The sequence below is a fragment of the Arthrobacter sp. THG-b23 genome (assembly GCF_059091265.1).
Genome location: NZ_JBNHGM010000001.1, coordinates 49,622 through 72,155, shown reverse-complemented (window position 1 = coordinate 72,155; position 22,534 = coordinate 49,622). Strand labels below are relative to the sequence as shown.

The 22,534-nt window shown below is 68.2% G+C and carries 21 protein-coding genes; 12 read left to right on the top strand and 9 right to left on the bottom strand.

What is annotated here, in order from left to right; translation table 11 throughout:
• Nucleotides 1–56: 56 nt before the first annotated feature.
• On the top strand, nucleotides 57–1,850 hold the full coding sequence (menD, locus tag AC5RVD_RS00355; protein ID WP_494126040.1) for a 2-succinyl-5-enolpyruvyl-6-hydroxy-3-cyclohexene-1-carboxylate synthase: 1,794 nt from the start codon (nucleotides 57–59) through the stop codon (nucleotides 1,848–1,850).
• A gap of 6 nt (nucleotides 1,851–1,856) precedes the next feature.
• Here the strand turns inward: menD and AC5RVD_RS00350 are convergent, their stop codons facing one another.
• From AC5RVD_RS00350 to AC5RVD_RS00335, 4 genes are all read right to left on the bottom strand, one after another.
• Nucleotides 1,857–2,612, bottom strand: coding sequence for an amino acid ABC transporter ATP-binding protein (locus AC5RVD_RS00350; RefSeq protein ID WP_494125599.1), 756 nt, complete (start codon nucleotides 2,610–2,612; stop codon nucleotides 1,857–1,859).
• 3 nt (nucleotides 2,613–2,615) lie between these two features.
• Complete coding sequence (locus tag AC5RVD_RS00345) at nucleotides 2,616–3,401, bottom strand: amino acid ABC transporter permease (RefSeq protein ID WP_494112443.1); 786 nt, start codon at nucleotides 3,399–3,401, stop codon at nucleotides 2,616–2,618.
• A 77-nt stretch (nucleotides 3,402–3,478) separates the two neighbouring features.
• Nucleotides 3,479–4,297, bottom strand: coding sequence for a basic amino acid ABC transporter substrate-binding protein (locus AC5RVD_RS00340; RefSeq protein WP_494125598.1), 819 nt, complete (start codon nucleotides 4,295–4,297; stop codon nucleotides 3,479–3,481).
• Between the two features lie 158 nt (nucleotides 4,298–4,455).
• Entirely contained in the window at nucleotides 4,456–5,859 is a 1,404-nt protein-coding gene (locus tag AC5RVD_RS00335) for an isochorismate synthase (protein WP_494125597.1), read from the bottom strand.
• Between the two features lie 90 nt (nucleotides 5,860–5,949).
• Here AC5RVD_RS00335 and AC5RVD_RS00330 point away from each other — a divergent pair, with 90 nt between their 5' ends.
• Genes AC5RVD_RS00330 through AC5RVD_RS00315 form a run of 4 tightly spaced genes read left to right on the top strand, consistent with a single transcriptional unit; the run spans nucleotide 5,950 to nucleotide 9,855 of the window.
• Nucleotides 5,950–6,711 (top strand): demethylmenaquinone methyltransferase, encoded by a 762-nt coding sequence (locus AC5RVD_RS00330; RefSeq protein ID WP_494123139.1) that lies wholly within the window; start codon nucleotides 5,950–5,952, stop codon nucleotides 6,709–6,711.
• 2 nt (nucleotides 6,712–6,713) lie between these two features.
• Nucleotides 6,714–8,051 (top strand): geranylgeranyl reductase family protein, encoded by a 1,338-nt coding sequence (locus AC5RVD_RS00325; RefSeq protein ID WP_494125596.1) that lies wholly within the window; start codon nucleotides 6,714–6,716, stop codon nucleotides 8,049–8,051.
• Between the two features lie 9 nt (nucleotides 8,052–8,060).
• Nucleotides 8,061–9,161 (top strand): polyprenyl synthetase family protein, encoded by a 1,101-nt coding sequence (locus AC5RVD_RS00320; protein WP_494112448.1) that lies wholly within the window; start codon nucleotides 8,061–8,063, stop codon nucleotides 9,159–9,161.
• A gap of 55 nt (nucleotides 9,162–9,216) precedes the next feature.
• Complete coding sequence (locus tag AC5RVD_RS00315) at nucleotides 9,217–9,855, top strand: LysE family translocator (RefSeq protein ID WP_494125595.1); 639 nt, start codon at nucleotides 9,217–9,219, stop codon at nucleotides 9,853–9,855.
• 11 nt (nucleotides 9,856–9,866) lie between these two features.
• Here AC5RVD_RS00315 and AC5RVD_RS00310 read toward each other — a convergent pair whose 3' ends face one another.
• From AC5RVD_RS00310 to AC5RVD_RS00300, 3 genes are all read right to left on the bottom strand, one after another.
• Nucleotides 9,867–10,295 (bottom strand): hypothetical protein, encoded by a 429-nt coding sequence (locus AC5RVD_RS00310; RefSeq protein ID WP_494112450.1) that lies wholly within the window; start codon nucleotides 10,293–10,295, stop codon nucleotides 9,867–9,869.
• Nucleotides 10,296–10,429: 134 nt separating this feature from the next.
• A complete protein-coding gene (locus tag AC5RVD_RS00305) occupies nucleotides 10,430–11,053 on the bottom strand; it encodes a putative glycolipid-binding domain-containing protein (protein WP_494125594.1) in 624 nt (207 codons plus the stop codon).
• A gap of 49 nt (nucleotides 11,054–11,102) precedes the next feature.
• Nucleotides 11,103–12,539: a PucR family transcriptional regulator gene (locus AC5RVD_RS00300; RefSeq protein ID WP_494125593.1), complete on the bottom strand. Its 1,437-nt coding sequence runs from the start codon at nucleotides 12,537–12,539 to the stop codon at nucleotides 11,103–11,105.
• 219 nt (nucleotides 12,540–12,758) lie between these two features.
• On the opposite strand from AC5RVD_RS00300, the gene AC5RVD_RS00295 reads away from it, so the two are divergent.
• From AC5RVD_RS00295 to AC5RVD_RS00265, 7 genes are all read left to right on the top strand, one after another.
• Entirely contained in the window at nucleotides 12,759–14,330 is a 1,572-nt protein-coding gene (locus AC5RVD_RS00295) for a sodium-dependent transporter (protein ID WP_494125592.1), read from the top strand.
• A complete protein-coding gene (locus AC5RVD_RS00290) occupies nucleotides 14,327–14,464 on the top strand; it encodes a methionine/alanine import family NSS transporter small subunit (protein WP_494112454.1) in 138 nt (45 codons plus the stop codon). Before AC5RVD_RS00295 ends, AC5RVD_RS00290 begins: the two co-directional genes overlap by 4 nt.
• Before the next feature lie 303 nt (nucleotides 14,465–14,767).
• Nucleotides 14,768–16,150 (top strand): 4-aminobutyrate--2-oxoglutarate transaminase, encoded by a 1,383-nt coding sequence (gene gabT / locus AC5RVD_RS00285; RefSeq protein ID WP_494125591.1) that lies wholly within the window; start codon nucleotides 14,768–14,770, stop codon nucleotides 16,148–16,150.
• 233 nt (nucleotides 16,151–16,383) lie between these two features.
• Nucleotides 16,384–17,247: a universal stress protein gene (locus AC5RVD_RS00280; protein WP_493989457.1), complete on the top strand. Its 864-nt coding sequence runs from the start codon at nucleotides 16,384–16,386 to the stop codon at nucleotides 17,245–17,247.
• Nucleotides 17,248–17,480: 233 nt separating this feature from the next.
• A complete protein-coding gene (locus AC5RVD_RS00275; protein ID WP_494112456.1) occupies nucleotides 17,481–18,533 on the top strand; it encodes a permuted SH3 domain-containing protein in 1,053 nt (350 codons plus the stop codon).
• Nucleotides 18,530–19,243, top strand: coding sequence for an ABC transporter ATP-binding protein (locus AC5RVD_RS00270; RefSeq protein WP_494112457.1), 714 nt, complete (start codon nucleotides 18,530–18,532; stop codon nucleotides 19,241–19,243). Before AC5RVD_RS00275 ends, AC5RVD_RS00270 begins: the two co-directional genes overlap by 4 nt.
• Nucleotides 19,240–20,433 carry an ABC transporter permease gene (locus tag AC5RVD_RS00265; protein ID WP_494112458.1) on the top strand — a complete coding sequence of 398 codons (1,194 nt, stop codon included), beginning with the start codon at nucleotides 19,240–19,242 and terminating at the stop codon, nucleotides 20,431–20,433. Before AC5RVD_RS00270 ends, AC5RVD_RS00265 begins: the two co-directional genes overlap by 4 nt.
• A 9-nt stretch (nucleotides 20,434–20,442) precedes the next feature.
• Here the strand turns inward: AC5RVD_RS00265 and rarD are convergent, their stop codons facing one another.
• Together rarD and AC5RVD_RS00255 are read right to left on the bottom strand one after the other, a co-directional pair.
• Nucleotides 20,443–21,465: an EamA family transporter RarD gene (rarD, locus tag AC5RVD_RS00260; RefSeq protein WP_494112503.1), complete on the bottom strand. Its 1,023-nt coding sequence runs from the start codon at nucleotides 21,463–21,465 to the stop codon at nucleotides 20,443–20,445.
• A gap of 71 nt (nucleotides 21,466–21,536) precedes the next feature.
• Nucleotides 21,537–22,529 carry a DUF6177 family protein gene (locus tag AC5RVD_RS00255; RefSeq protein WP_494125590.1) on the bottom strand — a complete coding sequence of 331 codons (993 nt, stop codon included), beginning with the start codon at nucleotides 22,527–22,529 and terminating at the stop codon, nucleotides 21,537–21,539.
• Nucleotides 22,530–22,534: the final 5 nt, after the last annotated feature.

Genomic DNA, 22,534 nt, shown 5'->3' with positions numbered 1-22,534 from the left:
CCCTCGGGGCGCGGCCGTCTGCTTACCATGAGGGGGTGACTGCGCAGCTGACCTCGATGGAAACCGCCCGACTGGCTGTGAAGGCCTTGGTCTGGGGCGGAGTGCGCGACGTCGTCATCGCGCCGGGCTCGCGCAGCGCTCCGCTCGCGTATGCGCTCGCCGAGGCCGAAACACACGGTGACCTGCGGCTGCATGTGCGCATCGATGAGCGGGGCGCGGCGTTTACCGCCCTCGGGCTCTCGCTGGGCTCGCTGCGCCCGGTCCCGGTAGTCACAACCTCCGGAACGGCAGTGGCCGAGCTGATGCCGGCGGTCATGGAGGCCAATCACGCCGGCGTGGAGCTGGTGGTGCTTTCCGCCGACCGCCCGGCCGAAATGCGCGGCACCGGCGCCAACCAAACCACCGTGCAGCCCGGTCTGTTCGGCATCCACGTGCGCTCCGCCGTCGACATCCCGGCCGGAGACGACCCGACGGACGCCATCCGCACCAGTCTCCTGAACGCGAAAGGCATCCCGCCGACACCGGCGGCGGCGGCCGCGACGGCCGACCTGCTAGCGCTGGCGGCCACGCCGTCGGCGGCAAGCGCCGCAACAACGGCGGCAGAAACGATGGGGCACCAGGGCGCGGTCGGTCCCGTGCACATCAATCTCGCGTTCCGGGATCCGCTGTTCCCGGATACGGATCCCGCCCCGGCGCCGGTGGAGGCAACGGACGACGGCGGTGCTTCGGCAACCGCGGCAACGGCACCCGAGCGGGCCATCAGTTGGCCCGCGGGTTTGGCGGAACCGCCGGTCCACTCGACCGAGGAACGCCGCACGGTGGTCGTGGCCGGCCACGGTGCCGGCGCAAGGGCCGAAGCCTTCGCGCGGGCACACCGGCTGCCGCTGCTGGCCGAACCGTCCTCCAACGCGAGGTTCGGCCCCAACGCCATCGGCCCCTACCGCCTGCTGCTGGGCCACCTCGGGACGCAGATCGAACGTGTCGTGGTCTTTGGCCGGCCGACGCTCTCGCGGCCGGTGTCCGCCCTGCTCGCACGCGAGGACGTTCAGACCGCGTTGTTCCAGCCGGAACCGGTGGCCTGGTTCCAGCCCGGACGCCGCCGTGAGCGGGTGATTTCCGAGCCCGGGGATCTGTCAATCTTCTCCGGCCAGGGGCCCGACGCGTGGTTGCTGCTCTGGCGGCAGGCCGCCGGTGCGGCCGACGTTGCCCTGATTGAACGCCTGGACGCCGAACCGGAGCTGACGGGCCTGCGCGTCGCACGATCGGTCTGGCTCCATACCCGCGGCCGGCTGGTGCTCGGTTCGTCCAACCCGATTCGCGATGTGGACCTGGCCGGAACGCCCATCGACATCCCGGACGCTTTCGTGCACGCCAACCGAGGGGTGGCCGGCATCGACGGCACGGTGGCAACGGCGGCGGGCATCGCGCTGGGAGCAGGAACCGGAACCCGGGCACTCATGGGTGACTTGACCTTCCTGCACGACGCCGGATCGCTGCTGCTCGGACCCGGGGAGCCCGAGCCCGACCTGCAGATCGTGGTGGTCAACGATTCCGGCGGCGGGATCTTCTCGACCCTCGAACACGGGAAGGTGGGGGAGCACGAGACGTTCACCTCCGCCGTCGAACGCCTCTTCGGGACCCCGCACCGCGCGGACCTTGCCTCGCTGGCCGGTGGCTACGGGGTCCGGCACCGGCTGGTCAAGGACGCGGACGAGCTGGACGCCGTCCTCTCCGAGCCGGTGGCCGGGCGGAGCGTGGTGGAAATCCGCACCGACCGAAGCCGGCTGCGGGTCGTGCATGCAGAAGTGGCGGCCGCCATCGCGACCGCCACCTCCCGTCTGTTGGGTTGAGCCTGCTCAGAGGACCTTCGAGAGGAACGCCTTGGTGCGTTCGTGCTGCGGGTTGGCCAGCACGTCCTCGGGCTTGCCCTGCTCTACCACCACGCCGCCGTCCATGAAGACCACGCGGTCACCCACTTCGCGGGCGAAGCCCATCTCGTGCGTGACCACCATCATGGTCATGCCTTCGTCGGCCAGCTTGCGCATGACCTCAAGCACGTCGCCCACCAGTTCGGGGTCCAGCGCGGAGGTCGGCTCGTCGAAGAGCATCATGTCCGGGTTCATGGACAACGCCCGCGCAATGGCCACCCGCTGCTGCTGCCCGCCGGAGAGCTGGGCGGGGTAGGCGTTCTCGCGGTTTGCCAGCCCTACCTTCTCCAGGTTCTTCCGGGCGACTTCCATGGCTTCGGCTTTGCCGCGTCCCTTGGCCCGGCGCTGGGCCAGGGTGAGGTTGTCCAGGACGTTCAGGTGCGGGAACAGGTTGAACTGCTGGAACACCATGCCGATCCGGGTGCGGACCCGGTCCAAGTCCGTTTCCGGATCGGTGATGTCCACGCCTTCCACCAGGACGGTGCCGCTGGTCGGCTCCTCGAGCCGGTTCACGCAGCGCAGCAGGGTGGACTTGCCGGAGCCCGAGGGCCCGATGACGCAGACCACTTCGCCCTGGTTCACATGGAAGTCAATGCCCTTGAGGACCTCGTTGTTGCCGAAGTTCTTGCAGAGGTCCTTGACCTCGATGGCCGGCGCGTCCGGGCGCAGGGATTCTTCAGTCATGGGTTACCGGCTCCTGTTGTTGCGCTTCTCCAGCCAGGCGACCAGCTGGGTAAGCGGCAAGGTAATGATCAGGTACATGAGCGCCGCGGCGACCAAGGGCGTGGCATTGGCGAACTGGGAGACGCCGTCGCGGGCAAAAGTCGTGAGCTCCCGATTGGCCAGGGCCATGCCGGCGATGAAGAGCAGGGAGGTGTCCTTGATCAGGATGACCAGCTCATTGGTCAGCGGCGGGGTGACGATGCGCACCGCCTGCGGCAGCACCACGGAGACCATGGTCCAGGTCGGGTTCATGCCCAGCGAGCGGGCCGCCTCCCGTTGGCCGGTGGGGACGGCTTCGATGCCGGCGCGGAGTGTCTCGGCAATGTACGCAGCGGAGACGACGATCAAACCGATCAGCCCGGCGCCGGTGCTGCCTCCCGGCGGACGCCAGTCGAAGGCGATCGGGACCGCGAAGGCAAAGCCGAAAATCACCAGCAGGGCAGGCAGGCCGCGGAACAGCTCGATGTAGGCGGTCGCCACCCACCGGTAGGGCGCCACGGGAGAGAGCTTCATGAGCGCCAGGAGGAGACCAAAAAGCAGGCCACCGACGAAGGCGATCAGAGTGTAGACGACGGTGTTCTTGGCCGCCGTGACGATGATGGTGGGGAATTGCTCGCCCAAGACTTCCGGGTTCAGGAAGCTCGTGCGGATGGCCTCCCAATCGGCAACCAAAGCGACGGCGGCGACGGCCGCGATGAAGATGGCGTAAAGGACCCCGCGGAAAAGTCGGCGGCGGGTCGAAGGTTTCACTGGTGATGCCTTCCAGCTGTAAGTCGGCGGCCCCCGTTCCCGCTGCTGACGCGCGGGAACGGGGGCCGGAGGGCGTGCTACTCGGTGAAGTACTTGTCGTAGATTTCCTGGTACTTGCCGTTGTCGCGCAGCGTCGAGAGGGCATCGTTGACGGCCGAGATCAGCGCCTCGGACCCTTCCTTCTTCGCCGCAAAGCCGTAGGACTCGTCGGTCTTGTACTCCTCGACGATGGTGAACTTGCCGTCCTCGGTGTGACCGATGTTCACGGGCAGGTCCTGCAGCAAGGCGTCGACCTGGCCGGCCTGGATGGCCTGGTACATCTCGGCATCGGACGGGAACGCGACGACTTCGGCGTCCTCGGGGGCGTTCTCCCGGGTGTAGGCCTCGCCGGTGGTGCCCTGCTGGACGCCCACCTTCTTGCCGGAGAGGTCGCCCACAGCCTTGATGTCGGAGTCCTTCGGGACCAGCAGCGACTGCAGCGAGTCGTAGTAGGGGTCGGAGAAGGCGATGTTCTTCTTGCGGTCCTCCGTGATGGTCATCGCGCTGGCGCCGAGGTCGCACTGGCCGGCGGCCAGCGTGACACCGGACTGCAGGGCGTCGAAACCGACGTCCTGGATGGCCACTTCAAGGCCCATCTCCGAAGAGATTTCCGTGATCAGATCGATGTCGAAGCCGGTGTACTCGCCGCCCTCTTCGAACTCGAACGGGGGGTAGGGGATGTCGGAGCAGACGGTCAGCGTTCCCGGCTGGACCAGGGGCAGCTCGGAACCCGCGCCGGGACTGCCGGTGCTGCCGTTGCCGCCGGCGTCGTCCGAACCACCGCACGCGGTCAAAGCGAGTGCCGCCACGGCCAAGAGGGAGAACCCCTGGACCGCCTTGGATGCGTTTTTGCGCATAGTTACTACCTTTGTCTCGTTGGAAATCCGGCTTAAGTGTAGCGGCATTGCCCGCCACGGGTGATATGCACCACAGGCTACAGCCATTGCCTATTGGAAAACAGCGTAGTCGGCGGGAGGCGAGTTTGCTCCCGCCCGCCACGATTGTCGGTGAATAGTTATCTGCGCCGCAGGCCGAGCGCCTCGATCATGGGCCGGAACTTGGCCCATGTCTCCGCCAGTTCGGCCTCCGGATCGGAGCCGTCCACGATGCCGCAGCCGGCGTAAAGCCGGACCCGCTGCGGACTCTCCACCACGGCGCCGCGCAGCGCGATGCCCCATTCGCCGTTGCCGGCGCCGTCGGTCCAGCCCACCGGGCCGGCGTACGGCCCGCGGTCCATTTGTTCCAGTTCACGGATCAGGACTCCGGCAACCTCGGTGGGGGTGCCGCATACGGCCGCGGTGGGGTGCACGGCTTCGGCCAGTTCCAACGACGACGGCGGCTGCCCGCCGTCGTGCGCCAGCTCGGCCGAGACGTCGGACGCCAAGTGCCATACGTTGGGCAGCTCCAGCACGAACGGCTCGCTGTGCGAGCTCATCGCGGTGGTGAAGGGCTCGAGTTTCCGGGTGAGCGAGTCGATGGCGATCCGGTGCTCGTGCAGCTGCTTCTCGGAGCCGGCCAGCACGCGCTGGGCGTAGTCGGTGTCCGATTCGCCGGCGTGGCCGTGGGTGCGGGAGCGGTCGAGCGTGCCGGCCAGCACCCGGGCGCGGGCCACATTATTCTCTACCTTGATCAGCATCTCCGGCGTGGAGCCGATCAGCCCGTCCACGGAGTACGTCCAGCAGTCCTTGTACCGTGCGGCCAGTTCGCGCAGCACCTGGGCGGTGGCGATGGGCGAGGCGAGGTTGGCCACCACGTCCCGGGCCACGACGAGCTTGCTCAGGTTCCCGGCCTGGATGCGCTTAACCCCGGCCGCGACGGCATCCATGTACGCCTGCTCCGAAACCTGTCCCGGAACGAGGGAGTCCGCCGGATCGGGGCTGCGCTCTACCGAGATCTCTTCCAGCCAGCCCGCGAGCACAGCCTCGGCTGTTTCGGCGCTGAGGTGGGCATCGCCGTCGTACGTCAGATAGGTGAGCCACGCGCGGTCGCCGTCCAGGCCCACCAGCACCTCCGGCACCACCAGGCGGGAGCTATGGGTCGACGTGAAGGAGAACGCGAAGGAACCGAAGGCGACCGGCCCGGTGCCGGGGCCGCCCACCCGGTTGTCGATGTCGGCGGTGGCCTGGATTCCGCGCCACCACGCGGCTGCCTGTTGGAAGCGGTCAGGTCCTGTGGCCGTGAACCGCGCAATCTCGCCGAAACCGGCGAGCCCGCCCTCGCGCCGCACCCAGCAGAGCACGTCATCGCGCACCAGATACTCCAGCAGCCCTTGGGTGTCGGGCACCGCGGGCCATTCGACCGTGATGCCGCGCAGCGTACCGCCGGGCACGTGGTCCGCAGCCTCCGGTACCGCGCGGCCGGCCGGTGCGGCCGGCCCGGTTTCGGGCAGGCCGGACGAGGGGGACAGGGGGGAGGTCATGGTCATTAAGCCTACTCTGCCCGGGCAAAGGCCACCGCCCCCGATCGCCCGGGTTCGCGGGCGGGCGCCGGTCTTTGAGACAATGGGCCAGTGAATCGTGCATCGCTGGAGAAGCGCCCGGATGAAGTAGCCGCCATGTTCGACGACGTGGCGCCGAAGTACGACCTGGTCAACGATGTGCTGTCGATGGGCCAGACCCGCCGGTGGCGCCGGATCGTGGTGGACGCGGTGGGCGCCAATCGTGGCCAGAAGGTCCTGGACCTGGCCGCCGGAACGGGTACCTCCAGCGAACCGTATGCCGATGCCGGCATCCATGTGGTGGCGTGCGATTTCTCCTTGGGCATGCTGCGCGTGGGCAAGCGCCGCCGCCCGGACATCGATTTCGTGGCCGGAGACGCGACCAATTTGCCCTTCGCGGACAACTCCTTCGACGCGGTCACCATCTCCTTCGGCCTGCGCAACGTCAGCGATCCGAAACTGGCGCTGCGCGAAATGCTGCGCGTAGCCAAGCCCGGTGGCCGGCTCGTGATCGCCGAGTTCTCGCACCCGACCCTCCCGGTCTGGCGCACCGTCTACACCGAGTACCTGATGCGCGCGCTGCCCGCGATCGCGTCAAAGATTTCCTCCAACCCCGACTCCTACGTCTACCTGGCCGAGTCCATCCGCGCCTGGCCCAACCAGGACCAGTTGGCCGAGTGGATCACCGGCGAAGGCTGGCAGGACGTGGCGTACCGCAACCTGTCCGGCGGCATCGTCGCCGTCCACCGCGCCATCAAACCGGGCCGGGACGATGCGGCCAACGCCGACGCGCAGGCCGCGCTGCGGCGCCAGAGCAGCAGGCACACCCTGTAGCCATGTCAGTTCTCATTGTTGGGGCAGGGCCGGCCGGATCCACGGCCGCGTACTACCTCGCCCGCGCCGGCGTGGACGTGACGGTGCTGGAAAAGACGGCGTTCCCGCGCGAAAAGGTCTGCGGCGACGGCCTGACGCCGCGCGCCGTGCGCGAAGTTCAACTGCTGGGACTGCCGCACGAGGAATCCGCCGGCTGGCGCCGAAACCGGGGGCTGCGGCTGATTGCCGGCGGCCGGCAGCTCGAGCTGCCCTGGCCGGAACTCAGCGACTTTCCGGACTACGGGCTGATCCGCACCCGGCTCGGCTTTGACGAGGAATTGGCCCTCCACGCGGCGGCCGCCGGCGCCGTCGTGCTGGAGAGCCACTCCGTCTCCACCGCCCTCCGGGACGAGGCCGGACGGGTCACCGGGGTGCGCGCCAACCTGCTGGACGGGCGCGGGCGCAAGACCGGCGAGACCAAGGACTTCTTCGCCGACGTGGTGCTGGCCGCCGACGGCAACTCCACCCGCACGGCCCTGAGCCTGGGCATCGAGAAGCGCGACGACCGGCCGCTGGGCGTGGCAGTGCGCACCTACTTCAACTCACCCCGCCACGACGACGACTGGATGGAAGGCTGGCTGGAGCTTCCGGATGCGGCCGGCAACCCTCTGCCCGGCTACGGCTGGGTCTTTGGTGTTGGCGACGGCACATCCAACGTGGGCCTGGGCATCCTGAACTCGTCCAAGTCCTTCGGCAAGCTGGACTACCGGCAGGTGCTCCGCGAGTGGACCGCCGGCATGCCGGCGGACTGGGGCTTCACCGAGGAAAACCAGGTGGGGCAGATCCGCGGGGCGGCCCTGCCGATGGGGTTCAACCGCACGCCGCACTACAGCCCCGGGCTGCTGCTGCTCGGCGACGCCGGCGGGATGGTCAGCCCGTTTAACGGAGAGGGCATCTCCTACGCCATGGAGTCAGCCCGCTACGCGGCGGAGCTGATCGCCGACGCGCATGGCCGTTTGTCCGGGACCGGCGGGCAGCTGCTCAGCATGGCCGGCTTCGACGCCGCGATGGCCCGGTACCCGGGAATCATCCGCGGGCACTGGGGCAGCCACTTCACCCTGGGCCGGATTTTTGCCCAGCTGATCGGCAAACCGGCCATCATGAAACTGGCCCTGCGGACCGGAATGCCGGTTCCGCCGTTGATGCGCTTCGTGGTGCGGATGCTGGCCAATCTGACCGACTCGGGCGGCAAGGGATTTGAGGATAGAGTTATTCATCTGCTGGAGCAACTGACGCCGCCGGCATCCAACCAGGCCGGCAGCCACAAGCCTGCCGGCCATACCGCCCCCACGATTAGTTAGTGTTGAACAGTGACTGACGCCAAACCGAGCTGGACTCCCGCCGGCCAGAACCCGCCGGAGTCGCCGGAGCTGGATACCGCGACTGCCGCCCTTGCCACCAGCTTGAACCTCCCGGATGGATTCGCCCCGGTGGCCCAGGACGCCGTGCTCGGTCCCGCGGTTTCCACCGCCTTGGCGAGGGTGGAGAAGCAGCTGCGTGCTGCCATTGCACATTCCGATCCGTTCGCCGATGCCACCAGCCGCCACCTCGTGGAAGCCGGCGGGAAGCGGATCCGTCCGCTGCTGACCATCCTGGCCGCGCAGCTGGGGAACGGTTCGGTTCCCGACGTGGTGCAGGCCGCCGTCGTCGTCGAACTGACGCACCTGGCCACGCTCTATCACGACGACGTGATGGATTCGGCGCCGTACCGCCGGGGCGCCCCGACCGCACACGAGGTGTGGGGCAACCAGGTGGCCATCCTGGCCGGCGACCTGATCTTTGCCCGCGCTTCGCTGCTGGTGTCCCAGCTGGGGCCCGAAGCAGTGGGCATCCAGGCGCGCACCTTCGAGCGGCTCTGCCTGGGCCAGCTCCATGAAACCGTCGGCCCGCGCGAGGACGAGGACCCGGTGGAGCATTACCTCTCCGTGATTGCGGACAAGACCGCCTCGTTGATCGCCACCTCCGGCCAGCTCGGCGCCATGTTCTCCGGCGCCGGCGAGCAGGCCGTGAACGTGATGCTGGAATACGGCGAGAAGGTGGGCGTGGCCTTCCAGCTGGCCGACGACGTGATCGACGTGACCGGCCTCAAGGCCAAGTCCGGCAAGACCCCCGGCACCGACCTGCGTGAGGGCGTCCCCACCCTGCCGGTCCTGTTGCTGCGCCAGGCCGCGGCCGACGGCGATGCGTCGGCAGCCGCCGTGCTGGAACTGGTGGACGCCGACCTGACGTCCGACGAGGCACTGGCCGACGCGGTCTCCGCGCTGCGCGGGCACCCGGTCACCGCCAAGGCCTGGGCCATTGCGGGTGAATGGGCCGAAGCCGCCAAGGTGTCGCTGGCCCCGCTGCCCGAGAGCACGGTCAAGGCCGCGCTGACAGCCTTCGCCGAGGCCGTGGTGGACCGCGAGGTCTGACATGCCGTGCGAGGTCTGACATGCCGTGCCTGCGCCGTCCTGCAAGGAATAACGAGTGACCGTTGAACAAGCACTCTTGTCCTTCGCCCTGGTGGCTGGCCTGCTGACCCTGGTTCCCGGGATGGATACCGCGTTGGTGTTGCGCTCAGCCGTCAGCGAAGGTCGGGGCAAGGCGTACGCTACGGCGTTGGGCATCAACACCGGAGCCCTGGTCTGGGGCATCGCGGCCGCAGTCGGGGCGTCGGCGCTGTTGGCTGCCTCCGAGACAGCGTTTACGGTGCTGAAGTTGGCCGGCGCCGCTTACATGGTCTGGCTGGGCGCCCGGATGCTGTTCAGGTCGTTCCGGAAACCGGCAGCGTACCTTCCGGACGCCGGTGCGCCGGCCGCTGCGTCGTCGTACGTCAGGGCGTGGCTCACCGGCGTCGGGACGAACCTGTTGAACCCGAAGGTCGGCGTCTTCTATGTGGCGATGATCCCGCAGTTCATCCCGCCGGGCGTCTCCCCGGCGTTGATGGGCACCTCGCTGGCCCTGGTGCACAATCTGGAGGGGCTGGTGTTCTTTTCGGCCATCATCTGGGGCACGCATCTGGCCCGGAAGTGGCTGCGCACCCCGGCCGTGACGCGCTCCATCGACCGGATCACGGGCACCGTGCTGGTCGGTTTCGGCGTCGGGCTGGCACTCGAAGGCCGCTGAGCCGGACTTTCTTAGTCTTCCTCGTCGTCGCCGAAGACCCACTCGAACATGTCGAAGACGAACTCGCTGAAGGTCGCTTCCTCGCTCTGCCACTGCGGCTTGGGGCCGTTCGTACGGATCCAGACGATGGGGTCCGGTACATCCAGATGTTCCGTCCTGAAGCCCCAGTTCGCTTCTTCGTCCATCTCGTCCAGGAACAGCAGGTAGCCGTCTTCGATCTCCAGCTCGTCCGGGTCGAAGAAGAAGTCGTGCGCCTCCATCAGGTCTTCGCAGCCGCCGAGCGCGTGGTAGAACTCCACCAACGCCTGCGGGACCTGGAACTTGTGACCGCCCAGCAGTCCCTCGAGTTCGTCGTAGGAGATGCCGTCGTCCTCGGTCCACTTCCGGTCCAGGTATTTGGGCACGAGGTCACGGAATTTGTCCACGAACATTTCGGGCATGGTTTCTCCCTGGAACGGTTGATTGGAGGGCTTGGGTTCCATCCTATGCGGCGGCACCGACTGTGCTGAACGCACCCCGACGGCGGCGCCCGGCGGCGGCGCCCGATGGCGGGTGCCTTCCGACGCGCCTGCCCTCAGTCCCGGCGGCGGGTGGCCAGGCCCGGGTAGTCGATCACGATGCCGTCCGAATCCACCACGATCTCGGCGCTGAAGTCCCCGGAGGTGTAGGTGACCGTGGCGGTTCCGGTGCCGTCATCGTAGGCGCGGGAGCCGCTGTAAATCTGCTGCTGGCCGAGCACGCGCAGGCTCGGCATCTCCACCCACGCGACCGTCAGTTCCGCGGCGGCTTCGGCGTCGTGGACCAGGCCCAGCCGCAGGATCGGCATGGTGTTGGTAGCAGGGCACAAGCCCAGGTCGCAGTCCACCGCCCCGACCAGGGATTCCGGATTGGCGATGCCCGGCTCCGGCAGGTTGCTGTCGCCGGACACTCTGGTCGCGGCGCTCCATGTGCCGTCGGGCGCGCGGTCCAGCACCAGGTGCCGGCTCCAGCCCCGTCCGTGGACGGAAACCGTAAGGTTTTCGGTGAACCAGTTGCCGGTGGTCGTGAGGGACCAGCTGGCGGCGTAGTCGGCGGTGCGGGAGGCGCCGTGTGCGCTAAGACGTTCCGGTTCCAGATTCAGGGTCGCCGTGTCGGCGCGCTGCGGATCGTCGCTTCCCACCCAGGTGACCGTCCGGCTTTCGTGCGTCTCGTGTCCCATGCCCCCAGCCTTGTGTCTGTGCGCTGCCTTGGCAAGGGATGGCAGCCGCCTAGCCCTTCGTCCGGGAGTCCGAACCCAGCCGCCGCACCGTCAGTGCCAGCCACAGGTGCACGCGGTCCGCGGTGAGGGCGGGATCGTAGCCGGTCAGCTCCACGATCTGGGACAGCCGGTAGCGCACGGAGTTCCGGTGCAGGCCCAGTTCCTCGGCCACGGCCGCCACCGAGCCGTTCAACTCCAAGTAGGTCTGCAGCGTGGGCAGCAACGCTGCATCGTGGGCCGCGTCGAACTCGGCCAGCGGGTCGAGCGCCTCGGCCGCAAGATCGGCCAGCGGCACGTCTTCCGATGCCAGCAGCAAGGAGGTCAGGGACAGCCGCTGCGGCACGTTCAGCCGCTCGCCCCGGCCCACGGCCTCCTTGGCCTCGAAGTAGCTCCAGCGCAGCCCGTTCGCCTGCGCATAGCTGCCGCCAACCCCGACCGTCGCGGAGAGGCCGGCGTTCTGCAGGTACGCACTCAGCTCCCGGCCCACCGCGTCACCCGAGTCGGTGCCCTGCACCACCAGCACCAGCCGCTCGTCGACCAGGGCGGTGACCACGCCGTCGAACGCGGCCGGCAGCGGCAACGTGGGCAGCGCGCGGCGTTGGGCGGCGGCCACCTGCACCATGACCACCAGCTGCCGGCGTCCGGCGTCGATCCCCACGTTGCTCAGCCGCAGGGAGGCGTCGCCGCCCTGCAGCACGCCGCGCACCACATCCAGCAGCACCTGGCCCACCGAGCTGCGGTCGGCCGCGCGGCGGTGCGCCTGGTTGCTCAGCTCCAGGCTGATAAGGCTCTGCGCGTAGTCCACGATGGCGTTGCGCTCGTACGGCTTGCCCAGGGCCAGCGTGCAGCGGTCCTTCAGGCCGGTGGCGATGGGAACCTCGTGCCAGCTCGTTCCCTCGCCGCCGCCGGTCCCGTACAGCCGGGTGCCGTATTGGGAGAGCACGACGTCGGTGCCCACCATCGCCGCCAGGGTGCGCAGGAGCGCGGGGAGGCCGCCGCCGCCCAACAGCGAGGCGGCCAGCGCCTGGTGGTCCTTGAGCAGGTGCTCCAGGCGGTTGTAGTGGTCGGCGGAAATGGCGTCGGCGACCATCTTGCTGATCGCCACGAACGGGGTCTCGTAGGGAACTTCAAAGACCGGAAGCTCAAGCTCGTTGGCGGCCGCGAGCACGCCCGGCGGGACCCGGCGGTGCGTGAGCCCGAGTGCGAAGCCCATGCCGACCGCACCGGCTTCGTGCACCCGCTCCACGAATCTGCGCTGCGCGGCCACGGTCTTCTGTCGCAGGCCGGTGGTCAGCACCACTTCTCCGCCGGTCAGGAAGGGCAACGGGTCCTCGAGTTCCGTCGAAGCCACCCAGGTAATGGGCGCATCAGGGTCGCCCTGCGCGGTGCCGACGAGCTTCAGGTGCAGCGCGGGGGAGGCCAGTAGTTTGGCAAGAGTGACAGCCATGCCTTCACTATACGGCCAGCTGTTGTGCAGCTGCACTATGGGTGACACGCGTCCGGGGTGAGGCTCACGGAGGCGGACGGGCCGGGCACCCAGACCTTCGTGCTTTTGCGCGGCGCCGGGCGCCGGTCACGGTTTTCGGGGCAGCTGCCACGGCGCTAGGATGGTCCGCGGCGTCACATGCGTCACACCCCTGCCAGCCCTACACCGTGAGGTTTCTTCATGAGTACCCCTTCACCGCAGGCAGCCTCGGGCGCCAAGCCCAAACGCGAGATGTGGTCCACCCGCAAGGTGTTCATCCTCGCTGCGATCGGCTCCGCCGTCGGCCTGGGCAACATCTGGCGCTTCCCCTATGTTGCCTACGAAAACGGCGGCGGCGCCTTCATCATTCCTTACCTGGTGGCCCTGCTGACGGCCGGCATCCCGCTGCTGTTCCTGGACTACGCCGTCGGGCACCGCCATCGCGGGTCCGCCCCGCTGGCCTACCGCCGGCTGGCGCGCGGCGCTGAAGGGCTGGGGTGGTGGCAGGTGGCCATCTGCTTCGTCATCTGCGTCTACTACGCCGTCATCATCGCGTGGGCGGCCATGTACATGATCTACTCCGTCACCGAGGAGTGGGGCGACGACCCCGCCGGATTCTTCACGGGAACGTTCCTCCAGGTGAGCGAGGATGTGAACATCGGCTTCGACTTCGTGCCGACGGTCCTCATCCCGCTGGTGGTTGTCTGGGCAGTGGTGCTCCTGGTGCTGGCGGCCGGCGTGCAAAAGGGCATCGGGCGGGCGAACATCGTGTTCCTGCCGCTGCTGCTGGTCATGTTCCTGCTCCTGGTGGTCCAGTCGCTGTTCCTGCCCGGCGCCGCCGACGGGCTGAACGCCCTGTTCACCCCCGACTGGGGCGCGCTCACCAACACGACGGTGTGGGCCGCGGCCTATGGCCAGATATTCTTCTCGCTGTCCGTAGCCTTCGGCATCATGGTCACCTACGCGTCCTACCTCAAGCACCGGACGGACTTGACCGGATCCGGGTTCGTGGTGGGCTTCGCGAACTCCGGTTTCGAGATCCTGGCCGGCATCGGCGTCTTCGCGGCTGTCGGCTTCATGGCCTTCAGCGCCGGTGCCGAGGTCGGCGATGTTGCCGCCGGCGGGATCGGGCTGGCGTTCATCGCGTTCCCCACGATCATTTCCGAGGCCCCGCTGGGCGGACTTCTCGGGGTGCTCTTCTTCGGCTCGCTGGTGTTCGCCGGGTTCACCTCGCTGATCAGCATCATTGAAGTCATCATCTCCGCGGTCCAAGACAAGCTCGGCATGAGCCGCGTCAAGACCACCTGGTGGGTCGGCATCCCGCTGGCGTTGATTTCCATCCTGCTGTTCCCGACCACCACCGGCCTGAACCTGCTGGACGTCACCGACGCGTTCGTCAACAGCTTCGGCATCATGGCGTGCGCCCTGGCGACCGTGCTGCTGGTAACCTACGGATTCCGCAAGCTGCCGCTGCTGGGCGCCCACGTCAGCGAGGTCTCCTCCATCAAGCTGGGCCTGTGGTGGCGCATCATGGTGGGCATCATCTCGCCGATCGTGCTGGGCTACATCCTGATCAGCGAACTGATCAAGAGGATCCAGGAAGGCTACGGCGACCCGCCCATGCCCGACTGGTTCGTGAACGTCTTCGGCTGGGGCATGGCGGTCTCTCTGATCGTGGTCGGCTTCATCCTGTCGCTGATTCCCTGGAGCAAGAACTCGGCGGCCAATGACCCGGAGCTGGATGCCCATACCCTGAAGGAGACCCTGCGATGAGTACCGCCGCGATTGTCATGCTGATCATTGCCATCCTGACGGTCTGGGGAGGCCTGGCTTTGGCCCTGGTCAACCTCAGCCGCCACCCGGAAGACGAGGGCGCACTGCCGACCGACCACGCACCCGAGCTCTGACCTTGCTCCGCCCGCCGGGCGGCGCCGCGGGGCGCGAAACGGCGGGCGGGGCGGCCCCTCGGGGCCTCGGCACACCGCCGGGTTGCCGGCTCCCGCTTCTGGCCAATTGCACGGCAAGGTGGCGCCGTTTATGTGCGGGCCGCCATAGGCAGCTTCGGGCCGGGAACCGTAATCTCGCTGTAGAGCGCGGCTTCCCCGTGGTCCGGCCTGCCCGCCGGCTCCTTCGAAGCCGCGGCTGCGATGCGAGTGTGCGGGTCCTTCGGGCTGTCCGCGGCATTCCCACCTCAACGTGAAAGGCACATCATGACCACTCAGACGACCCAGCCCCAGTTCCGGCTGGAGCAGAAGCGGGATGTTTCCGCAGGCTTCCCCGGCCCGAAGTCCGCCGAACTGGCCGCACGCCGCAGCGCCGTGGTTGCCGGCGGCGTCGCCTCCAGCGTTCCGGTCTACGTGGCCGACGCCGACGGCGGCATCATCACCGACGTGGACGGCAACTCGTTCATCGACCTGGGATCCGGCATCGCCGTGACCAGCGTCGGCGCCTCCGACCCCGCCGTCGTCGCCGCCGTGCAGGAGCAGGTCGCCAAGTTCACCCACACCTGCTTCATGGTCAGCCCCTACGAGGGCTACATCGCCGTCGCCGAGAAGCTGGCCGAGCTGACCCCGGGCGACCACGAGAAGCGTTCGGTGCTGTTCAACTCGGGGGCGGAAGCCGTGGAGAACGCCGTGAAGGTGGCCCGCATCGCCACCGGTCGCACCGCCGTCGTCGCTTTTGACCACGCCTACCACGGCCGCACCAACCTGACGATGGGTCTGACCGCCAAGGCAACCCCGTACAAGTCCAGCCCGGCCGGCAGCTTCGGTCCCTTCGCGCCGGAGATCTACCGGGTGCCGATGAGCTACCCGTACCGCGAGGAAGCCGACATCAAGGGCGAGGACGCGGCACGCCGCGCCATCACCATGATCGAGAAGCAGATCGGCGCCGAGAACGTGGCCGCCATCCTGATCGAGCCGATCCAGGGCGAGGGCGGCTTCATTGTCCCGGCAGAGGGCTTCCTGCCCGCACTGGCCGAATGGGCCAAGGACAAGGGCGTTGTCTTCATCGCCGACGAAGTCCAGTCCGGGTTCGCGCGCACCGGTGCCTGGTTTGCCTCGGAGCACGACGGTGTGGTGCCCGACATCATCACGATGGCCAAGGGCATTGCCGGCGGCATGCCGCTCTCCGCAATCACCGGCCGCGCCGAGCTGATGGACGCCGTGCACCCGGGCGGGCTGGGCGGTACCTACGGCGGCAACCCGGTGGCCTGTGCCGCCGCGCTCGCTGCCATCGAAACCATGCAGACCCAGGACCTCAACGCCCGTGCCCGCCACATCGAAGAGCAGGTCATGGGCCGGCTGCGGAAGCTGGCCGAGGAAGTCGACATCATCGGCGAAGTGCGCGGCCGCGGCGCCATGCTGGCCATGGAGTTCGTCAAGCCGGGCACCGGCCAAACCACCAAGGAGCCCAACGCCGAGGCCACCAAGGAGATTGCCGCAGCCTGCCTGCAGGAAGGCGTCATCATCCTTACCTGCGGCACCTACGGCAACGTGGTGCGCCTGCTGCCGCCGCTGGTGATCGGCGACGACCTGCTGGCCGATGCACTGGACGTGCTGGAAGCAGCCATCCGCAAGGTAGCAGCGGCCTAGCACCCGGGCACCGTCCGAACGGGCGGCCGCCGGATCCCCCGTCATCGGCGGCGGGGTCCGGCGGCCGCCCGCGGTCGTTTCGAGCCGCTTCAGCCGCCCGCTCGGGCCCCGGCTTACAGCCTGTCGCCGCCGGCAGTCTCCCGCTAGAGTCGGAACCATCATCGCCTCATCGGGTGCGGATGTTGCCGGCACTGCCATCCGCTGCTGCACGGACAGGGACAGGGGTAGTTTGCATGCGTTATGTGGTGGGTTACCAGCCGGACGAGCGGGGAGCCGATGCCGTGGCATTGGCCGTGGCAATCGCCCGGACCCAGGGGACGGGGCTGGATATCGTCTACGTGGTGGCCGACAGCGCTCCCTACGTGGCGTTGAACCCCGAAGGCAGCCGCGTCAGCGCCAGCGAGCAGGAAGTGCTCACCGCCCGCCGCGAGGCTTTGAAGCTGGTCCCGGCAGACGTCAATGCCGAATTCAAGGTGCGGTCCGCCGAGTCATTCGCCGAAGGGCTGATCGCGGCGGGCGAAGAAGCCGGCGCCAGGTTGATTGTCATCGGCGCCAGCAGCAACAGCCTGTTCAAGCGCTTCACGGTGGGCAGCGTGGCGAATGCACTCCTGCACGCCTCGCCGATTCCGGTGGCGTTGGCGCCCCGCGGCTACCAGCGGACAGAGCCGTTGACCCGGTTGACCGCATTCATCGGGGAGCGGCAGGGCGCACAGGCGGCTCGGGACGTTGCCCTTAACGCGGCGTCGCGCCGCGGCCTGCAGTTGCGCCTGGTCTCCCTGGTCTCCCTGGACACCCGTGAAGACTCGGACAGCGGCGAGGCCATCCACAGTGCCCACCTGCACGCGAACTCCGTGCTGGCCCAAGCCGCCACCGAACTGCCTGCAGGCAACGCCACGGTGACAGTGGCCCATGGGCGCAACATCGAAGAGGCCATCGATTCCCTGGACTGGGACGAGGGTGAACTGGTGGTCATGGGATCCAGCCGGCTGGCCCAGCACAACCGCCTGTTCCTCGGCGCCACGGCGTACAAGGTGCTGCGCTCGCTGCCGGTACCCATGGTGGTGGTTCCGCAGGAAGTGGACGGGGTGCGGGACTAATCCGGCGGGCAGGCCGCTGACCGTTCCACCGGCACCTTCCCGCCTGCTGCGGCGCCGGCCACTCCGGTTGCCGCCCTGACAGTACGGTCCGCGCGTCCGGTCCAACCGTGTCTTGGCCGGTGGCCGCTGTCCGGTGCTGGTAACCTCCGTCACAAGCGGGTATTTGTCTCATGTCATGTGTCAACTCCCGTTGTCACGCGCCTCGGCGCGCACGTCGACAAGGGGGATTCCGCATGAGCGCTGTGCGCCGCTATGTTCTTCCGGTGGTCTGGCTGGCGATATTCGCAGTCATAGCTGCCGCACTCTTCAAGCTCGCCTTCGTGGATGGCATGCGCGCGGAGGCGGTCACCCGGCAGCCTTCCGCTCAACTGGTCACGCCCAGTGTCCCGGCGGCCTTGGGCACCGTGAACAATGTGGTGCAGCTTGAGGGCACGGTTGCCAGCGACCCGGCCGTGACCGTGCGCAGCACGGCGGAAGGCACGGTGAACTACCTGTTCGTAGCGGCCGGCGCGAACGTGGCCAAGGGTGATGCGCTCTTCCAAGTGCAGAAGCTCCTGGAGCCAGACGCCGTGCAGCAGGTCTCGCTCGAGCCGGATTCGGAGGACGAGCCGGCTCCACCGGCTGCCCCTGCGTACACCTACGTGAACGTGGTGGCCCCCGCTGCGGGCAAGCTCACCGATCTGTCCGTGCTGGTAGATCAGCAGGTCTCGGTCGGTGCCGAAGCAGCCATTATTTCCCCGGGCACGTTCTCGGTGACCGGAACACTGACCGCTGACCAGCAGTTCCGGCTGCTCGACCGGCCCAGTACCGCCACCGTGGCGGTCACCGGCGGTCCGGCTCCCTTCGAGTGCAAGGCAGTGACGGTCGGGGAAAGCCCGGCAGTCGGCGCCGCGGGCCCGGTCCAAGAGCAGCCCGGGGATCCGTTCGGACCGGCAGCCCCGGCTGCGGCGACGGGCACTGTCAGCTGCGCCGTGCCAGCCGACGTCAAGGTTTTCGCCGGGCTGGGCGCAACGATCGACATCACCGCCGGAACCGCCCAAAACGTGATCGTGGTACCCACCACGGCGGTCCAGGGCTCCGTGGACACCGGCCTGGTGTGGGTAGTGGAGGACGACGGCGGGGCGCCGGTTGAGCGTCCGGTCGCCCTGGGACTGAACGACGGGATGCAGGTGGAGATCGTCGAGGGGCTGGAAGAGGGCGACATGGTCCTGCAGTTCGTTCCCGGCGCGCCCGGGGACCAGATGATGCCCGGCATGGAAGCCGATTTCGGCATGGTGGGCGGATGAGCGCTGCGGCGACGGGTGCCCCGCTGCTGGAGTTGCAGGGGGTGACGCGGAGCGTGCACATCCCGGACCGCGGCCCGCTGCACATCCTGCAGGGCATCGAGCTGAGCATCGGTACCGGAGAGCATGTGTCGATAGTCGGCCGGTCCGGGTCGGGAAAGTCCACGCTGCTGAACATCCTGGGCCTGCTGGACGTGCCCAGCACCGGCGAGATGTTTTTTGAGGGGCGGGCGGTTTCTACCATGGGGGAGAAGCAGCGAGCCGTGGCCCGCGGTGCGCGCGTGGGATTCATCTTCCAGCAGTTCAACCTGTTGCCGGGCCGTAGCGCACTGGAAAACGTCATGACGCCGCTGCTTTATGCCGGCGGTAAGCAATTCTGGCAGCGTGAGCGGCTGGCCACCCACCTGCTCGATCGTGTCGGCCTGGGCGACCGGCTGGGGGAGAAGCCGCACAAGCTCTCCGGCGGCGAGCAGCAGCGAATCGCCATCGCGCGGGCGCTGGTGAGGTCGCCCAGGCTGATCCTCGCTGATGAGCCCACGGGTGCCCTGGACATAGACACCGGGCAAAGCGTGATGGCCCTGCTGGACGAGGTGGTTCAGGAATCGGGTGCGGCCCTGGTGACCATCACGCACGATGCGAATGTGGCGGTCTTGGCCCAGCGTCATTACCGGCTCGGCGACGGGATTCTGCACGCATCGGAGTTTGCGGCATGACCGGCGCCGTTGCCCTCCTGGTCGAGGCATGGGCCGAGCTGCGCATCCACAAGACCCGGATCCTCCTGGCCCTGATCGGCGTGGCGCTGTCCGTCGCGGCCCTGACCACCGTCGTCGGGCTCGGCAACATGGCCAGGGAAGGCCTGGTGCAGGGGCAGGAGCAAACCGGAGGCCGCGCAGCGACCGTGACAGTTGAGGTTTACATGCCGACGGGAACCGAGGATTCGGCGGTCCTTCAGGACGCCTTCGAGGGGCTCGTGGAACGCTACGGCGTGGAATACGCGAGCCGCCGGGCCTTCGCCCAGGTCCCGTTCCAATTCCCCCACGGAGTCATGACCGCCGAGACCACGGTGGTGGACCGCAGCTATGGCGAGATGCGGCGGGTCAACCTGGTCACCGGCCGCTGGTTCACGGAAGCGGACGCCGCGGCGCTTGCACCGGCGGTGATCATCAACGAAGCATTCCACCGGCAGCTGGGCGAACCCGATCTGGCGCTGAATCCGGTCGTGCAGATCTTCCAGCAGCGGCCGATCGCGGCCACCGTGGTGGGCGTGATGCCGGACTTCTACCAGGGTGCCATGGCCCAGGCGATGATGCTCACCAGCCAGTACGAGCGTTGGGGCCTGGGCGGGGCGGCGGGTCCTCCTCCCGTCTTGGAAATGTGGCTCCCGGTCGAACTCGAGCCAGGCCTGAGCGCGGCGATCGCCGGCGACCTCCAGGCTCAGTTTCCCGATGCCCAGGCGCATGTGTACCGCAGCGACTATGCCGCCTGGGGCGACCCGTTCGAGGGCATCCAGTGGGCGGTGGGCGGCATCGCCGGACTCGTGCTCCTGCTGGGCGCCGTGGGACTGCTCAACATCTCGATGGTCACGGTCAGGTACCGGGTGCGGGAGATCGGCATTCGGCGCAGTTTCGGAGCGACCTCCGGCCGGATCTTCTTCGGCGTCATGCTCGAGTCGGTGGTCGCGACGTTCGTGGCCGGCGTGGTGGGCGTGATGCTCGCCGTCGCCTTGGTGAAGAGCCCGTGGGTCCAGGACCTTATCGCCCAAGGCATCAGCGAACTGCCGCCGTTCCCGGTGGAAGCGGCGCTGCTTGGCATCGGCGCTGCGACGGCCGTCGGCGCGCTTGCCGGCGTGATCCCGGCAGTGGTTGCCGTGCGGGTCAAGGTCATCGACGCGATCCGTTACTAGCCGGCCGCCCTAACCCGCGGCTGCCGCCGCGGGTTCGCCCCCGGCCTTGGGCGCCCGCTTGAGGGCAACGGCCATGTCGGTGGTCAGGATGGCCAGGGAGAACCAGACCAGGCCGAAACCGATCCAGCGTTCCAGCGGCATGGGCTCGTGCAGGAAGACGAGCGCGATGATGAACTGCAGGATGGGTGCCAGATACTGCAACATGCCGACAGTGCTCAGCGGCAGGCGGCGGGCGGCGGCGCCGAAGAACAGGAGCGGCAGCGCGGTGATGAGTCCGCTGGCCGCCATCAGCCAGAAGTGGCTGGTGCCTTCGGACAGCACAGTGGCCTGGCCGCCGGCCATCAGGATGAGCATGATGACCACCGAGACCGGGGCCAGCACCAACGTTTCCACGCTGAGGCTGGTGACGGCATCGACCCGGCCGCCAATGTTTTTCTTGACCAGGCCGTAAAACCCGAAGCTGAGCGCCAGGATCAGTGCAATCCAGGGGACGTTGCCGTACCCGAACGCGAGCACCAGTACCGCTGCGAACGCCACGCCCATCGCGGCCCACTGGGCCGGGCGGAGCCGTTCCTTGAGCAGGATGACCCCCAACAGCACGGACACGAGCGGGTTGATGAAGTACCCCAGCGCCGCTTCGATGGCGTGTTCATTCAGCACCGCGAACGTGTAGGTGAACCAGTTGACCGCAATAAGGACCGCGGCCAGGGACAAGGTGGCGAAGGTGCGCCTGTTGACCAGCGCGACGCGGAAGGTGCGCCAGCCGCGCAGCGCCGTGATCAGCAGGAAACAGAACAGCAGCGACCAAACAATCCGGTTGGCCACGATCTCCAGCGGCCCGGCGGGTATCAGGGCGGTGAAGTACAGGGGGAGGATGCCCCAGAGGCCGTAGGCCGAGAGGCCATACGCCATGCCGGCCCGGGTCTCGGTGGTCCGCCGCCGCGGTGCGGATGCGGGGACGCCGTCACTGCGTGTCTCGGCCCGAGGCGCAGGGACGGAGGATCGGGAGGAGGAGGCACCGCCGTCGTTCATGGACACGCTGGCGACAACCTCCGGTCAGTGGGTTCCATTCCACCCACCGTACTCCTGTGCAGCCGCGGCGGTCAGAACTTCCCGCCGGCCAGCTTTCCCACCAGTTCGCTGAACTCGTCGAGCGGATGCTGACGGCCCCCGGAGGGATCGCGGTGGTACGTGACGGCGAGCGACTGCAGCGGCGGGACGCCCACCAGCCGCGCGCGCTCGCCGGCGGCGGCCAGGGCCTGCTGCGGACCGAACTGCGCAAGCGCCTGCGGCCCGAAGAACGAGCATGCGGGGACGCTGACGCCGGTGAAGCGGGCGGGGAAGGCCAGCCGGTCCAGCAGCATGGTGTGCCCGGCCAGCGCGGTGCGGGCGTGTGCGCGGTGCACGGCCGAACCGAAGGAGGCCAGCTCGTCGTCGCTGAGCGGATCCACCGATTCGCAGAACAGCTCCACCGACTCGTGGACACCCGTCGACGAGCGCGTCACCGTCAGCACGCCGATGGACGGCACCTCCGTGCCGGGACGGGGGCGGCCGACCACGACGATGTTGCTGGTCATCGGCGCGAGGCGGAAGCAGTAGCTGGTGAGTTCGGCCGCGTCCCACGGTTCGCTGACCGGTTCGTGGATGCCCCACCCCACCGGCCCGGCGCCGGTCAGCTCCGTGAACAGCGCGGCGGTGAAGTCGCCGATACGGGTGGACTCGCTGGCCGGATGCAAAATCTCGCCGCGGGCCTGGATCACGCCGTCGGATCCGGCCGGTGCCTGGAGGTAGTCCGCTGCCAACTGTTCCTCGGCGGCGAAAACGTCACCGCTCCAGCGGTACTGCTGGCCGGTGAAGCCGTTGTAGAACGTGCCGTCCGCGGCGCTGGCCATCCAGATGCAGCCCTCGCGCTGCAGCAGCTGGTACAGCGGCAGCGTCAGGGTGCTGGTGCTGGGCGTCATCACCACGAACTGGCGCTCCGATGCGCGGGCGGCCACATAGGCGCGGGTGAGGGCGGGGGAGAGGAACGCCAGCGGCTTGTCTTGGAAGACGACGGCGGTTCGCCCGGTGTGGAAATCGAAGGCGGAAGCGTGCATGTCCA

Excerpts from the sequence above, each read along its gene's own strand:
- AC5RVD_RS00255 (WP_494125590.1), bottom strand. The coding sequence starts at position 22,529 with ATGCACGCTTCCGCCTTCGATTTCCACACCGGGCGAACCGCCGTCGTC.
- AC5RVD_RS00270 (WP_494112457.1), top strand. The coding sequence starts at position 18,530 with ATGAGCGCTGCGGCGACGGGTGCCCCGCTGCTGGAGTTGCAGGGGGTG.
- gabT (WP_494125591.1), top strand. The coding sequence starts at position 14,768 with ATGACCACTCAGACGACCCAGCCCCAGTTCCGGCTGGAGCAGAAGCGG.
- AC5RVD_RS00295 (WP_494125592.1), top strand. The coding sequence starts at position 12,759 with ATGAGTACCCCTTCACCGCAGGCAGCCTCGGGCGCCAAGCCCAAACGC.
- AC5RVD_RS00305 (WP_494125594.1), bottom strand. The coding sequence starts at position 11,053 with ATGGGACACGAGACGCACGAAAGCCGGACGGTCACCTGGGTGGGAAGC.
- AC5RVD_RS00290 (WP_494112454.1), top strand. The coding sequence starts at position 14,327 with ATGAGTACCGCCGCGATTGTCATGCTGATCATTGCCATCCTGACGGTC.
- AC5RVD_RS00310 (WP_494112450.1), bottom strand. The coding sequence starts at position 10,295 with ATGCCCGAAATGTTCGTGGACAAATTCCGTGACCTCGTGCCCAAATAC.
- menD (WP_494126040.1), top strand. The coding sequence starts at position 57 with ATGGAAACCGCCCGACTGGCTGTGAAGGCCTTGGTCTGGGGCGGAGTG.
- AC5RVD_RS00265 (WP_494112458.1), top strand. The coding sequence starts at position 19,240 with ATGACCGGCGCCGTTGCCCTCCTGGTCGAGGCATGGGCCGAGCTGCGC.
- AC5RVD_RS00280 (WP_493989457.1), top strand. The coding sequence starts at position 16,384 with ATGCGTTATGTGGTGGGTTACCAGCCGGACGAGCGGGGAGCCGATGCC.
- AC5RVD_RS00340 (WP_494125598.1), bottom strand. The coding sequence starts at position 4,297 with ATGCGCAAAAACGCATCCAAGGCGGTCCAGGGGTTCTCCCTCTTGGCC.
- AC5RVD_RS00300 (WP_494125593.1), bottom strand. The coding sequence starts at position 12,539 with ATGGCTGTCACTCTTGCCAAACTACTGGCCTCCCCCGCGCTGCACCTG.
- AC5RVD_RS00325 (WP_494125596.1), top strand. The coding sequence starts at position 6,714 with ATGTCAGTTCTCATTGTTGGGGCAGGGCCGGCCGGATCCACGGCCGCG.
- AC5RVD_RS00350 (WP_494125599.1), bottom strand. The coding sequence starts at position 2,612 with ATGACTGAAGAATCCCTGCGCCCGGACGCGCCGGCCATCGAGGTCAAG.
- AC5RVD_RS00275 (WP_494112456.1), top strand. The coding sequence starts at position 17,481 with ATGAGCGCTGTGCGCCGCTATGTTCTTCCGGTGGTCTGGCTGGCGATA.
- AC5RVD_RS00335 (WP_494125597.1), bottom strand. The coding sequence starts at position 5,859 with ATGACCTCCCCCCTGTCCCCCTCGTCCGGCCTGCCCGAAACCGGGCCG.
- rarD (WP_494112503.1), bottom strand. The coding sequence starts at position 21,465 with ATGAACGACGGCGGTGCCTCCTCCTCCCGATCCTCCGTCCCTGCGCCT.